Source organism: Pseudomonas anatoliensis (genome assembly GCF_017976235.1).
GTDB classification, from domain to species: Bacteria; Pseudomonadota; Gammaproteobacteria; order Pseudomonadales; family Pseudomonadaceae; genus Aquipseudomonas; species Aquipseudomonas anatoliensis.
Window position 1 is genome coordinate 83,461 of sequence record NZ_JACVHC010000003.1, and the last position, 14,200, is coordinate 97,660.

The 14,200-nt window shown below is 59.8% G+C and carries 12 protein-coding genes and 1 pseudogene; 5 read left to right on the forward strand and 8 right to left on the reverse strand.

The genetic code is table 11. From position 1 onward, the window contains the following. Positions 1-41 precede the first annotated feature (41 nt). The 7 genes from ICA16_RS09800 to bioB form a co-directional block, all read right to left on the reverse strand. Positions 42-1,847 carry an acyl-CoA dehydrogenase C-terminal domain-containing protein gene (locus ICA16_RS09800; protein WP_210553527.1) on the reverse strand — a complete coding sequence of 602 codons (1,806 nt, stop codon included), beginning with the start codon at positions 1,845-1,847 and terminating at the stop codon, positions 42-44. A 277-nt stretch (positions 1,848-2,124) separates the two neighbouring features. After that, the gene (locus ICA16_RS09805) at positions 2,125-2,421 is read right to left on the reverse strand and encodes a pyrroloquinoline quinone biosynthesis protein PqqE (protein ID WP_150601859.1); all 297 of its coding nucleotides are present in this window, start codon (positions 2,419-2,421) and stop codon (positions 2,125-2,127) included. A 108-nt stretch (positions 2,422-2,529) separates the two neighbouring features. Further along, positions 2,530-3,210 (reverse strand): dethiobiotin synthase, encoded by a 681-nt coding sequence (gene bioD, locus ICA16_RS09810; protein ID WP_150617758.1) that lies wholly within the window; start codon positions 3,208-3,210, stop codon positions 2,530-2,532. Continuing rightward, complete coding sequence (gene bioC / locus ICA16_RS09815; RefSeq protein WP_210700493.1) at positions 3,207-4,019, reverse strand: malonyl-ACP O-methyltransferase BioC; 813 nt, start codon at positions 4,017-4,019, stop codon at positions 3,207-3,209. Before bioC ends, bioD begins: the two co-directional genes overlap by 4 nt. Continuing rightward, entirely contained in the window at positions 4,012-4,743 is a 732-nt protein-coding gene (locus ICA16_RS09820) for an alpha/beta fold hydrolase (RefSeq protein ID WP_210700494.1), read from the reverse strand. Before ICA16_RS09820 ends, bioC begins: the two co-directional genes overlap by 8 nt. Next, the gene (gene bioF, locus ICA16_RS09825; RefSeq protein WP_210700495.1) at positions 4,736-5,914 is read right to left on the reverse strand and encodes an 8-amino-7-oxononanoate synthase; all 1,179 of its coding nucleotides are present in this window, start codon (positions 5,912-5,914) and stop codon (positions 4,736-4,738) included. The genes ICA16_RS09820 and bioF overlap by 8 nt, the downstream gene beginning before the upstream one ends. A 139-nt stretch (positions 5,915-6,053) precedes the next feature. Beyond that, a complete protein-coding gene (gene bioB / locus ICA16_RS09830; protein ID WP_150601864.1) occupies positions 6,054-7,109 on the reverse strand; it encodes a biotin synthase BioB in 1,056 nt (351 codons plus the stop codon). 91 nt (positions 7,110-7,200) lie between these two features. Between bioB and ICA16_RS09835 the strand changes: the two are divergent. The 5 genes and pseudogenes from ICA16_RS09835 (at position 7,201) to rarD (ending at position 13,089) form a co-directional block, all read left to right on the forward strand. Then, a pseudogene (locus ICA16_RS09835) lies at positions 7,201-7,935 on the forward strand (phosphoribosyltransferase family protein). Between the two features lie 219 nt (positions 7,936-8,154). Beyond that, entirely contained in the window at positions 8,155-8,919 is a 765-nt protein-coding gene (locus tag ICA16_RS09840; protein ID WP_210700496.1) for a TOBE domain-containing protein, read from the forward strand. 70 nt (positions 8,920-8,989) lie between these two features. After that, positions 8,990-10,891, forward strand: a complete 1,902-nt coding sequence (locus ICA16_RS09845) for a PhoX family protein (RefSeq protein ID WP_210700497.1) — start codon at positions 8,990-8,992, stop codon at positions 10,889-10,891. 167 nt (positions 10,892-11,058) lie between these two features. Then, complete coding sequence (locus ICA16_RS09850; protein WP_042561424.1) at positions 11,059-12,033, forward strand: serine/threonine protein kinase; 975 nt, start codon at positions 11,059-11,061, stop codon at positions 12,031-12,033. Positions 12,034-12,201: 168 nt separating this feature from the next. After that, positions 12,202-13,089, forward strand: a complete 888-nt coding sequence (gene rarD / locus ICA16_RS09855; RefSeq protein WP_210700498.1) for an EamA family transporter RarD — start codon at positions 12,202-12,204, stop codon at positions 13,087-13,089. Between the two features lie 222 nt (positions 13,090-13,311). Here rarD and ICA16_RS09860 read toward each other — a convergent pair whose 3' ends face one another. Continuing rightward, a complete protein-coding gene (locus tag ICA16_RS09860) occupies positions 13,312-13,830 on the reverse strand; it encodes a glycine cleavage system transcriptional repressor (RefSeq protein WP_042561426.1) in 519 nt (172 codons plus the stop codon). Between the last annotated feature and the right edge of the window lie 370 nt (positions 13,831-14,200).

Here is a 14,200-nt window from a genome sequence, read left to right on the forward strand (position 1 = left end):
CCCCGAAGGAGCAGCGGTTTTTCAACAGACCGCGTTAAGGCTTAGTAGCCCAGTGCGAAGTCTTCTTCTTTCATGTCCATCAGGTTGCTTGCACCCGACAGCATGGTGGCCACGTGAGTACGGGTACGCGGCAGGATGCGCTGGAAGTAGAAGCGCGCGGTTTGCAGCTTGGCGGTGTAGAACGCCGCATCGCCAGTACCTTCTGCCAGCTTCTCGGCTGCCAGACGTGCCATGTCGGCCCAGAAGTAGGCCAGGCAGGCATAACCGGAGTACATCAGGTAGTCCACGGAGGCCGCGCCGACTTCTTCGCGATCTTTCATGGCAGCCATACCGACCTTCATGGTCAGCTCGCCCCATTCCTTGTTCAGTGCAGCCAGCGGCGTGACGAACTCTTGAACCGCTTCGTTGCCTTCGTTGGTCTGGCAGAACTTGTGGACGATCTTGGTGAAGCTTTTCAGCGCTTCGCCTTGCGTCATCAGCACTTTGCGGCCCAGCAGGTCGAGTGCCTGGATACCGGTGGTGCCTTCGTACAGCATCGAAATGCGGCTGTCGCGAACGTTCTGCTCCATGCCCCACTCGGCGATGAAGCCGTGGCCGCCGTAGATTTGCACGCCGTGGTTGGCGGATTCGAAACCGACTTCGGTCATGAAGGCTTTGGCGATTGGCGTCATGAAGGCCAGCAGTGCGTCGGCTTTCTTCTTCTCTTCTTCGTCCACGCCGTACTTGACGATGTCGACCTGTTTGGCGGTGAAGTACACCATCGCGCGGTTGCCTTCGGCGAATGCCTTCATGGTCAACAGCATGCGGCGTACGTCAGGGTGCACGATGATCGGGTCTGCGGCTTTTTCCGGCGCTTTCGGGCCAGTCAGGGAGCGCATCTGCAGACGATCGCGGGCGTATTTCAGGCCGCCCTGGAAACCGATTTCGGCGTGAGCCAGACCTTGCAGCGCGGTACCCAGACGTGCGGTGTTCATAAAGGTGAACATGCAGTTCAGGCCTTTGTTCGCCGGGCCGATCAGGAAACCGGTGGCGCCGTCGAAGTTCATCACGCAAGTGGCGTTGCCGTGAATGCCCATCTTGTGTTCAAGCGAACCGCAAGTCACAGCGTTGCGTGCACCGACGGTGCCATCAGCATTGGGCATGAACTTTGGAACGATGAACAGGGAGATGCCTTTGGTGCCGGCAGGCGCATCCGGCAGGCGGGCCAACACGATGTGGACGATGTTGTCGGCCATGTCGTGTTCACCGGCCGAGATGAAGATCTTGGTGCCGGAAACTTTGTAGGAACCGTCAGCCTGAGGTTCGGCCTTGGTGCGCAGCATGCCCAGGTCGGTGCCACAGTGCGGCTCGGTCAGGCACATGGTGCCGGTCCATTCGCCCGAAACCAGTTTGGTCAGGTAGGCGTCTTGCTGTTCAGGGGTGCCGTGCTCGGAGATGGTGTTCATCGCGCCGTGCGACAGGCCTGGGTACATGCCCCACGACCAGTTGGCTTCGCCAACCATTTCGCTGACAGCCAGACCCAGCGACTCAGGCAGACCCTGACCACCGTGCTCGACATCGTGCGCCAGGCTTGGCCAGCCGCCTTCGACGAATTGCTTGTAAGCCTCTTTGAAGCCAGTCGGGGTTTTCACGCCGGACTCGCTCCAGGTGCAACCTTCGATGTCGCCCACGCGGTTCAGCGGCGCCAGTACCTGCTCACAAAACTTGGCGCCTTCTTCGAGAATGGCGTCAACCATGTCCGGAGTTGCGTCTGCGCAAGCCGGAAGGCTCTGATAGTGCGCTTCGTAGCCGAGCAGTTCGTCACGAACGAAGCGAATATCACGCAAGGGGGCCTTGTAGTCAGGCATAGCGATAAACCTCTGCTGATGTAACCGGGAATGAACGACCGTGTTGATTTGTTGTGACGGTCAAACAGTTGTTTGAAACATACGTTTACGCCGAAATCTTGTCAAGCGTCGATCTTTTGCCGTTCGTCATCGCATCCTCCAAACGCCGGACACAGCAAACCGCCATGGATTCAATCGAGTCATGGACGATAAGAAGAAGATTAGTTGAGGGAGAAGGACTTACAACGAAAAACGCCGCGACAAGGCGCGGCGTTCAGCATGCTGGAAGCAATGGAAATCAGGCGAATGTATCGATGATCGTACCGAGCACTTCGTCGGATGCCTTGACGACTTTCACACCCAGCTCAGCCTGGATCTTGCCCTGGGACATCTCGACGATGTTGCTCGCCACATCTGACTGCTGCGCACGATCCAGTCCACGCAGACGATCAACCTGCACTTCGGAAGACTGGCTGGTGACCGAACGTTCAATGGTGTTATTGGCGATCTGGCTGGCCGCCTGATCGACGCGATTCTGCCCGGTCTGAATCGAGCTCAAACCCGCATAAAAAGCTGTGTTACCGGAGATTTCCATAACTGGTCTCATCCTTGGGAAGGATCAATAGTCGCCATTGAACCAGAGGCGCCAGAAAAACACCCGTCAAAAACACTAATGGCACAGTGCCTGCCCATAGGCAAAACCTTAGTCGAGCAGATCCAATTGCAAATGCTCAGCCACCGCTTCGGCGCTCAGCGCCTTGAGCTTGGGCACTCGCCCAAGACACGGTGCGGGAATCCGCTCGGCGAGCGTCGCCAGATTTTCCTCCAGCCGCGAAGTCTTCGGATCAATGATATTCGCCACCCACCCCGCCAGTTGCAGGCCATCTCGGGCAATCGCCTCGGCTGTCAGCAACGCATGGCTGATGCAACCCAGCCGCACACCCACCACCAGAATCACCGGCAGCTTCAATGCCATCGCCAGGTCCGAGAGATTGTCCTGATCCGCCAAAGGCACCCGCCATCCACCCGCGCCCTCTATCAGAGTGAAATCGGCATTCATCGCCAGAATCTCGCGCATCGGCGTCAGCAGCGATTGCACAGTCAGCGCGACACCGGCCTCGCGAGCCGCCAGATGCGGAGCAATAGCCGGCTCGAACGCTACCGGATTGACCTGTTGATAACTCAGCGGCAACGAACATTCGGCGAGTAAGGCCAAGGCATCCGAGTTACGCAAACCCTTGGGCGTGACTTCGCACCCGGAGGCAACCGGCTTACCCGCCGCCGTGCTCAACCCCGCTGAACGCGCCGCATGCAGCAGTCCGGCGGCTACCGTTGTCTTGCCAACGTCGGTGTCAGTTCCGGTGATGAAATAGGCTGCGCTCATACGGGTTTCTCCAACACGGCGTAGACCACTTGATAAGTCGCCGGCAACCCCGACGCCTGACGGAACTGCTCGTAAGCCTCGACCAGACCAAGAATCCGCGCCCGTCCGGTCAATCCACCCGGCCGGCCGGGATTCAGATTGTGCGCCCCCAAAGCCTTCAGCTCATGGGTCAAACTGCGCACATCCGGGTAATGCAGCACATGCGCCTGATTCTCCAGACTCAGCGTGCGCAGGCCACTTGCCGCACACAACTGCTGATATCGAGCGAACTCGCGGAAACGATTCACATGCACCAGGCCATCGACCTGACGCCAGCTATCACGCAACTCAACCAACGTCCCTACACAAAGACTAGCAAACGCGAAAATCCCGCCGGGTTTCAGCACTCGCAAGGCTTCACTCAAAACCACATCAAAATTCCCACACCACTGCACCGCAAGGCTGGAGAAGATCAGATCGCAGGTCGAATCGCGCAACGGCAGACGTTCCGCATCTCCGGCGATGAAATGCTCGGCACCGCCCAACGGACGCGCGTGATCAAGCATGCCCTCGGCAATGTCCAGCGCAAGTCCCTGACCATGGGCAAAACGCCCGGCCAGTGCACGACTGAAATACCCGGTGCCGCAACCCAGATCCAGCCAGCGCGACGGCATGAAATCCGCGGGCAAACGCTGCAGCAACTGTGTACCGACATCACGTTGCAACTCGGCGACACTGTCATAGCTGGCCGCCGCGCGTGAGAAAGAGGCCGCGACCTGACGCTTGTCAGGCAAGCCGCCGGGCAGCGCCACATGGGACAAATCAGTCATCACCGCACTCATGTAAAAAAGCCTGGATCGCACCCGCCACTCCATGGGGGTCCTCCAGAAGAAACGCATGACTGGCCTGTTCGATCAGACCAATTTCAATATCTGGCAACAGAGCGAACAATTCGCCCGCCGCCTCTGCCGGCACCAATCCGTCCTGCCCAGCGAACAGATGCAACTGCGGGCCACGAAACGCCTGCAACGCTTCGCGCGTATCCAGTTGCGCGAGCAATTCCAGCCCGGCCATAAGTGCCGCCGCCGACGTATTCGGTGCGCCGCCGAGCATCAGCCGCGATAGGCCGCGCGGGTCTTGCGCGCCCTGTGCGCACAGCAGCGAGAAACGTTTGAGGGTCAAACGTGGATCAGCAGCGCAACCGGCAAGAAACGCATCGAAGGTCTCGCCGGGCATCGCGCTCGGCCATTGTTCATGCGCAACAAAGGAAGGATTGCTCGCCAGTGTCAGCAAGCCGCAGCACCTTTCGCCCCGGCGCGCGGCCAGTTCGGACGCGAGCATTCCGCCGAGCGACCAGCCGCCGAGCCACACGTCTTGAGGAATGCGCTCATCGAGGTCATCGAGCCAGTCTTGCAGGTCGCAGGAATCGAGCTCCGGCAACGGCTCGACCTCGACATGCAGGTGTTCGTCGAGCCCTTGCAACGCCGCAGCCAAAGGCTCCATCGGCGAAACACCGAGGCCCCAGCCGGGCAGCAGAATCAGGCGATCACGCATGGCTTGGCTCCGACGACAGTTGGGCAAAGCAATCGGCCAGTCCTTCTAACAATAGCTGCACCTGCGCCTCGCTGTGGGCGGCGGTCAGGGTCACGCGCAATCGGGCGCTGCCGGCTGGCACGGTCGGCGGACGGATCGCGGTGACCATCAAGCCGCGTTCGCGCAACATCTGCGACAGGCGCACCGCGCGGCCGGCATCGCCGATCATGATTGGCTGGATCGGGGTAAAGCTGTCCATCAACTCCAGGCCGATCTGTTCGGCACCGCGACGGAACTGGCGGATCAATGTCTGCAGATGTTCTCGACGCCAGTGTTCGCTACGCAGCAGTTCGAGACTTTTCAACGTCGCACAGGCCAGCGCCGGTGGCTGGCTGGTGGTGTAGATGTACGGACGCGCGAACTGGATCAGGCTTTCGATCAACTCTTCGCTGCCAGCGACGAACGCGCCTGCCGTGCCGAAGGCTTTGCCGAGCGTGCCGACCAGCACCGGGACATCGTCCTGACTCAAGCCGAAATGCTCGATGATACCGCCGCCATTAGCACCCAACGGGCCGAAGCCATGGGCATCGTCGACCATCAGCCACGCACCTTTGGCCTTGGCCTCACGGGCCAGCGCCGGCAGATCGGCAAGGTCGCCGTCCATGCTGAACACACCATCGGTGACCACCAACGTATTGCCGGTGGCTTTCTCAAGCCGCTTGGCCAGACTCACCGCGTCGTTATGCAGATAACGATTGAAACGCGCGCCGGACAACAGTCCCGCATCCAGCAACGAGGCGTGATTGAGCCGGTCTTCCAGCACCGTATCGCCCTGCCCGACCAGCGCCGTGACTGCACCGAGATTGGCCATGTAACCGGTGGTAAACAGCAGCGCGCGCGGGCGACCGGTGAGATCAGCCAGCGCTTCTTCCAATACGTGATGTGGGCTGCTGTGGCCGATCACCAGATGCGACGCCCCGCCGCCCACGCCCCAGAGTTTGGCACCGGCGCGCCACGCTTCGATCACTTGCGGGTGATTGGCCAGGCCCAGATAGTCGTTGTTACAGAACGCCAGCAATGGCTGACCGTCGACCACCACTTCGGGCCCTTGCGGGCTTTCGAGCAGCGGTCGCTGGCGGTAGAGATTTTCCGCACGTCGGGCAGCAAGGCGTGCGGCGAGATCGAAAGACATGCAGGCCTCACAATTGGAAAATATCCTCCTGTAGGAGCTGCCGAAGGCTGCGATCTTTTGATGTTGTTTTTCAAAAGACAAGATCAAAAAATCGCAGCCTGCGGCAGCTCCTACAGGGGTTTGCATCGCATCAAAAAATTCACACTGCGGCGTTGTAAAACTGCTCGGTGCTCTTCTGCTCGACCAACGCCTGTTCGATTGCTGCCTGATGCACTTCGTCGGAGTGCTCTTCGCGGGCTTCCGGTGCAATGCCCAGACGCGCAAACAGTTGCATGTCCTTGTCCGCTTGCGGGTTGGCAGTGGTCAGCAACTTGTCGCCGTAGAAAATCGAGTTGGCGCCTGCAAAGAACGCGAGGGCCTGCATCTGCTCGTTCATCGCTTCGCGGCCGGCCGACAGCCGCACGTGGGATTGCGGCATCAGGATGCGCGCCACGGCGAGCATGCGGATAAAGTCGAACGGATCGATGTCCTCGGCGTTTTCCAGGGGCGTGCCGGCGACTTTCACCAGCATGTTGATCGGTACCGACTCCGGATGCTCCGGCAGGTTGGCCAACTGGATCAGCAGATTGGCGCGGTCATCCAGCGACTCGCCCATGCCCAGAATGCCGCCGGAACAGATCTTCATCCCCGACTCACGCACGTAGGCCAGCGTTTGCAGGCGCTCGCTGTACGTGCGGGTGGTGATGATGCTGCCGTAGAACTCAGGCGAGGTGTCGAGGTTGTGGTTGTAGTAATCGAGGCCGGCGTTGGCCAGCGCTTCGGTCTGTTCCTGATCGAGGCGACCGAGGGTCATGCAGGTTTCCAGGCCCATGGCCTTGACGCCTTCGACCATTTTCAACACGTAAGGCATGTCCTTGGCCGACGGATGCTTCCACGCCGCGCCCATGCAGAAACGGGTCGAGCCGATGGCTTTGGCGCGAGCAGCCTCTTCGAGGACTTTCTGCACTTCCATCAGCTTTTCTTTTTCCAGGCCGGTGTTGTAGTGACCGGACTGCGGACAATATTTGCAATCTTCCGGGCAGGCGCCGGTCTTGATCGACAGCAGCGTGGAAACCTGAACGCGGTTGGCGTTGAAATGCGCGCGGTGCACCGTCTGCGCCTGAAACAGCAAGTCGTTGAATGGCTGTACGAAGAGGGCTCTGACTTCGGCCAATGACCAGTCGTGACGCAGGGTGGCAGTGGTGCTCGCGCTCATGGGTATTTCCTTGGTTATGCTTGGCTGGCGACTGCGGGAACGGAATACCCACAGGCGCTACACGGATGTTCGGCATATTTAAGGAAGTGTCATGCGCTGTCAACCACGATACGAAGGGCAGGTTTACATCTGTTTAAAAAACGTACAGACCTGCTTATTGTGCGATGAGCCCGCAGAAGCAGAAATGCCAATATGCGTCGCCTGCGAAGCCGACATGCCGTGGCTGGGCGAGCACTGCCAGACCTGCGCATTGCCGCTGCCCACGGCCGGTCTGACCTGCGGCGAGTGCCTGCTAGAGCCTCCAGCCTACGAACAGGTCGTCGTGCCCTGGCGCTACGACTTCCCGGTGGACAGTTTGATCACGCGCTTTAAACACAACGCGAAATGGCCGTTTGGTCACCTGCTCGCCGACGTTCTCAGCCAATACCTGCTATATCGCTTCGAGGAGGACTTGCCGCGTCCCGATGCGTTATTGCCGGTGCCATTGGCCAGTAAACGTCTGCGTCAACGTGGATTCAACCAAGCGGCGATGTTGGCCCGCTGGTTGAGTCGGTAGCTGGATTTACCCTGCGAGGAAAACGTCTTGCGCAGGATTCAGGACACCAGCGCCCAGCAGGATCTAGATGCCAAGGCGCGCAAGCGCAACCTGCGTAATGCCTTTGCCCTGACGTCCGATGCGAACGTAAAAGGTCGGCATCTGGCGTTGGTTGATGATGTGTTGACCACCGGCGCCACGGCCCAGGCCCTTGCACGATTGTTAATGAATGCGGGAGCGGCAAGGGTCGACGTGTATTGCCTGGCGCGCACGCCAAAACCCGGCTCTTGAGGTCAGCGCAATCCCCTGTAGGAGCTGCGGTACGCTGCGATCTTTTGATCCTGATCTTTAAAATCACAAGATCGCAGCGTGCCGCAGCGCCTACATCGATATTGCGCAGTGACGAATAGCTGGGCGCCCCCCACGGACAGGTTCTGCGCACGGCTTGACTCTCGCAGCGCAAGCGGCCAACTTCACCTTCCACCGCCACAGCCAAAAAGCCCCCCATTCATGTCCATGCCCTCCCTGCTCTCCCAGCACATTGTCCGTCGTCCGCAGCGCATTGCCTTGCTGCAACACATCGCCGAACAGGGCTCGATCACCCGCGCCGCAAAAAGCGCAGGGCTGAGTTACAAAGCGGCGTGGGATGCCATCGATGAACTGAACAACCTGTCGCAAAAGCCGCTGGTCGAACGTGCGGTCGGCGGCAAGGGCGGCGGCGGTGCCAAACTGTCCAGCGAAGGTCAACGGGTGCTGCGCCTCTATCAAAAGCTGCAAGCCTTGCAAGCGCAGGTGCTGGAAGCCGCCGAAGACGCCAGCGACCTCGACCTGCTCGGTCGCTTGATGCTACGCACCAGCGCTCGCAACCAATTGCACGGCCAAGTCGTGGCGATCAACGCTCAGGGGCGCAATGACCTGATTCGTCTGGAGCTGGCCGAAGGCTTGTGCCTCGACGCGCAAATCACCCACGACAGCACCGTGCATCTGGAGCTGCAAACCGGCTCGCAAGTGGTGGCCCTGATCAAGGCCGGCTGGCTCGAATTGCTGGCCAGCGATCAACCGGCAACGCCAGGGCACAATCATCTGAAGGGCACCATCGAAGCGATTCTCGACGCCGACGACGGCCCCAGCGAAGTGCGGATTTCCCTGCCCAACGGCCACACCCTCTGCGCACTGGCCGAACCGCAGGACATGCGCAACCGTGGGCTGGCAGTGGGGCAACCGGTGCACGTGCAGTTTTCGCCGTCGAATGTGCTGCTCGGCACATCACTTTAATCGCGGCCTGCAACAAAAGCGTCATCGACGCTCATTAAGGTGACTGCCAAAACCAAGCAGGAAGCCTGATGTGAGCCTATTAGAAGAAAACCAATCGACTGATCTGGAAAAAATGGTCGGACTCAGCCGTCGCGGTTTCATCGGCGCCGGTGCACTGTGTGGCGCAGCGATGTTCCTTGGCGGTAGCCTCCTGAGCCGCAGCGCGCTGGCCACTGGCGTCAGTGCTGGCAACAGCCGTTTGCTCGGCTTCGAAAGCATTCCGGCGGCGACCACTGATGTAATCAGTCTGCCTAAAGGCTACAAATCTTCAGTGCTGATCAGCTGGGGCCAGCCCCTGCAAAAGAATGGCCCGGCGTTCGACCCGAGTGGCAATGGCACCGCGGCCGCACAGGAAGTGCAGTTCGGCGACAACAACGACGGCATGAGCCTGTTCGCCTTCCCGGACGACAGAAACCGCGCGTTGATGGCGATCAACAACGAATACACCAACTACCGTTACCTCTACCCGCACGGCGGCATGCCGCAATCGGCCGAAGACGTGCGCAAGGCGCTGGCCTGCGAAGGCGTTTCGGTGATCGAGGTGCAGCGCAAGAACGGCCAGTGGCAATTCGTTCAGGGCTCGCGTTACAACCGCCGCATCCATGGCAACTCGCCGCTGCGCATCGGCGGCCCGGCGGCCGGTCACGACCTGATGAAAACCGCCGCCGACAAACACGGCAAAAAAGTCCTCGGCACCTTCCAGAACTGCGCCAACGGTAAAACACCGTGGGGCACGTACCTGACTTGCGAAGAGAACTTCACGGACGTCTTCGGCAGCAGCAACGCCCAGCAACAGTTCGATGCGGCACAAAAGCGCTACGGCGTCTCGGCCGCCAGCCGCGAGATCAACTGGCACCCGCACGACCCGCGCTTCGACATGGCGAAGAACCCCAACGAACTCAACCGTCACGGCTGGGTAGTCGAGATCGACCCGTTCGATCCGCAATCGACCCCGGTCAAACGCACCGCACTGGGCCGCTTCAAACATGAAAACGCCGCACTGGCCGAGACCAACGACGGTCGCGCCGTGGTGTACATGGGCGACGACGAGCGTGGCGAGTTCATCTACAAATTCGTCAGCCGCGACCGTATCAACCATCGCAACGCTAAAGCCAACCGCGACATCCTCGATCACGGCACCCTGTACGTCGCCAAATTCGATAACGGCGACAACAACCCGGATCACCCGAAAGGCCAGGGCCAATGGATCGAGCTGACCCACGGCAAAAACGGCATCGATGCCGGCAGCGGTTTTGCCGATCAGGCTGAAGTGCTGATCCACGCGCGCCTCGCCGCCAGTGTGGTCGGCGCCACGCGCATGGACCGCCCGGAATGGATCGTGGTCAGCCCGAAGGACGGCCAGGTTTATTGCACCCTGACCAACAACGCCAAACGCGGCGAGGACGGGCAACCGGTGGGCGGGCCGAACCCGCGCGAGAAGAACGTCTACGGGCAGATTCTGCGCTGGCGCACCGACCGCGACGATCATGCGTCGAAAACCTTCTCGTGGGATCTGTTCGTGGTTGCCGGCAACCCGGGCGTGCACGCCGGGACGCCGAAGGCCGGCTCGAAAAACATCACCCCGCAGAACATGTTCAATAGCCCCGATGGCTTGGGTTTCGACAAGGCCGGTCGCTTGTGGATTCTCACTGATGGCGATTCGAGCAATGCCGGGGACTTCGCCGGAATGGGTAACAACCAGATGCTTTGCGCTGACCCCAAGACCGGGGAGATTCGCCGGTTCATGGTCGGGCCGATTGGTTGTGAAGTCACCGGGATCAGCTTCTCGCCGGATCAAAAAACCCTGTTTGTCGGGATCCAGCATCCGGGGGAGAACGGCGGCTCGACCTTCCCTGAGCATCTGCCGAACGGCAAGCCACGGTCTTCGGTGATGGCGATTACCCGTGAGGATGGTGGGGTGGTCGGCGCCTGACAGGCCCTCATCGCGAGCAGGCTCACTCCTACAGGGTTTTGCACATGACTTTGTAGGAGTGAGCCTGCTCGCGATAGCGTCAGTCCAGACACCAACCCCCTCACTGCCTGCCATCTGCGCTACCATGCTGGGCCGGACGCGGCAGCCTGCTGCGCGCAGGAGTCAGCATGGCCCATCCGTTTGAAACCCTCACACCCGACCTCGTACTTGATGCCGTAGAAAGCATCGGGTTTCTGAGCGATGCGCGCATTCTGGCGCTCAATAGCTACGAAAACCGCGTCTATCAGGTCGGCATCGAAGACTCCGAACCGCTGATCGCCAAGTTCTACCGACCGCAACGCTGGACCAACGAAGCCATCCTCGAAGAACACAAGTTCACCTTCGAACTGGCCGACGTCGAGATCCCGGTGGTCGCGCCGATGATCCACAACGGCGAAACCCTGCACGAGCATGCCGGCTTCCGCTTCACCCTGTTCCCGCGTCGCGGCGGCCGGGCGCCGGAGCCAGGCAATCTTGATCAGTTGTATCGACTCGGTCAGTTGCTTGGGCGCATTCACGCGGTCGGCGCGACCAAGCCGTTCGAACACCGCGAAGCCCTCGCCGTGCAGAACTTCGGCCATGCCTCGTTGACCACGCTGCTCGAAGGCAACTTCATCCCCAAAAGCCTGCTGCCGGCTTACGAATCGGTAGCGCGCGATCTGCTCAAGCGTGTGGAAGACGTCTACGCCAATACGCCGCATCAGAACATCCGCATGCACGGCGACTGCCACCCCGGCAACATGATGTGCCGCGACGAGATGTTCCACATCGTCGACCTCGACGACTGCCGCATGGGCCCGGCGGTGCAGGACATCTGGATGATGCTTGCGGGCGATCGGCAAGAATGCCTGGGGCAATTGTCGGAATTGATGGACGGCTACAACGAGTTCCACGATTTCGACCCGCGCGAGTTGGCGCTGATCGAACCGCTGCGCGCGTTGCGCCTCATGCATTACAGCGCCTGGCTGGCGCGGCGTTGGGACGACCCGGCGTTTCCGCACAGCTTTCCGTGGTTCGGGACTGAGCGTTATTGGGGCGATCAGGTTTTGGCGTTGCGTGAGCAGTTGTCGGCGCTCAATGAAGAACCGCTGAAACTCTTCTGATTCGAGAAGCAAAGATCAAAAGATCGCAGCCTTCGGCAGCTCCTACAGGGGAACGCATTCCAATGTAGGAGCTGCCGAAGGCTGCGATCTTTTCGTTTTCTGACACGACACATCTATACAACCTCCTTACAATCCCTCCTTTGTTAGCTGCCTAAGCAAGGATTCTGCATGCAAGCTGCCAACCCGCGCCGCGGGTACATCCTGGGCCTGAGTGCCTACATCATCTGGGGCCTGTTCCCGATCTATTTCAAAGCCATCGCTGAAGTACCAGCGGTCGAGATCATCATCCATCGGGTGTTGTGGTCGGCGCTGTTCGGCGCGCTGTTGCTGATGGTCTGGAAGCACCCAGGCTGGTTGCGCGAATTGCTCGACAACCCGAAACGCCTGGCGATTCTGGCGCTGAGCGGCACGTTGATCGCGGCCAACTGGCTGACCTATGTGTGGTCGGTCAACAACGGGCGCATGCTCGAAGCGAGCCTCGGTTACTACATCAATCCGCTGATCAACGTGCTGCTGGGGATGCTGATTCTTGGCGAACGGCTGCGGCGCCTGCAATGGATCGCCGTGGGGCTGGCGGCGATTGGTGTGGCGCAGCAGGTGTGGCAAGTCGGCAGTCTGCCGTGGGTGTCGCTGGTGCTGGCGCTGACGTTCGGGTTCTACGGTTTGATCCGCAAACAGGCACCGGTCAAGGCATTGCCGGGGCTGGTGGTGGAAACCTGGATGCTGGTACCGATTGCCATCGCCTGGTTGCTGTTCAATCAAACCGCGACCAGTGCTCAACCCGAGTTCTGGACGACTTCGCAAGCGTGGTGGCTGGTCGCAGCAGGCCCAGTGACATTGGTGCCGCTGGTGTGTTTCAACGCAGCAACCCGGCATTTGCCCTACACCACGATCGGCTTCCTGCAATACATCGCGCCAACACTGGTGTTGTTGCAAGCAGTGCTGCTATTCGGTGAACACATGTCGTCGAGCACGTTGATCGCTTTTGCGTTTATTTGGGCCGGTCTCGCTATTTACAGCGTCGACGCGTGGATAAGTTTGCGCCGCCGCAGCTGATCAAAAAACGCACAAACACCTGCAGGCCACGTTTTTCGTGGCCTGCAGCGTTCCTTCCCAAGGTTATCCACAGCGTGATCCCCGCCGTTTGTGCGCAAGTCGTTGAATGCTGGCGGTTTTTTGATCAACTCCGGCAAGGCCACGCAGGACGTGGCCTTCAGGGCAGTCTCTACAGGTTATCCACAGGCAGGTGCACGTTTAAACTGGATAACCCGATTTGCGTTAAACCTCTGTGCGTAACACCAGATCCACCATCAAATCGTCCGCCAGGGTTTCCAGGCGCGATTGCAAGACATCCAGCGACAACGTCAACGGCACCGCCAGAATCGCTTCGGCGTGAAACAGCGGCTCGCTGCTCATCGGTGCCGGACGCACTTCGGTCACCAACCGTTCAAGATTGACGCCCTGCTCGCTCAGCAGGCGAGTGATATCGCGCACAATCCCCGGGCGGTCATTGCCCACCAGTTCCATCGCAATCGGTTTCCAGGTGCAGGACTGCTCGATCCCGCTTTCGGCGATCAATACGCGAATGCCATGAGTCGACAGTGCTTGTAGGGAATCGACTAATTCGTCGTAAGCCTCTGCCGGCACACCCACCCGCAGAATTCCGGCGAACTGCCCGGCCATTCGCGACATACGACTCTCCAGCCAGTTACCGCCATGTTCGGCGATGCATTGGGCGATGCGCTCGACCTGCCCGGGTTTGTCCGGGGCGAAAACAGTGAGTACGAGATGGTCCATGGCGCAGCCCTCTTGTCATGACTTTTGTTATGGAAGGGCAAGTATAGGCAAGCCGCGGAATTGAGCAGCAATGCTCCAAGTGAGCGCATACCTGTGGCGAGGGGATTTATCCCCGATGGGTGGCGAAGCCGCCCCCCGCTTTCTGGCAGATACACCGTGCAGGCAGGTTTCACGACAGCTGCGCAGCCGCGGGGATGAATCCCCTCACCACAAAAGCGGGTACACCCAGACTGCCCCTTAGCAGCCCCACAGCATTTATGTGTACAACTTTCGATATTTAACTGGAACAATCCAATGGTTTTTTGAGAACATCCTGTTCCGCGCCGTGACCGCAATGCGTCATGGGGTCGCAGAACGACGTAATTAGTCT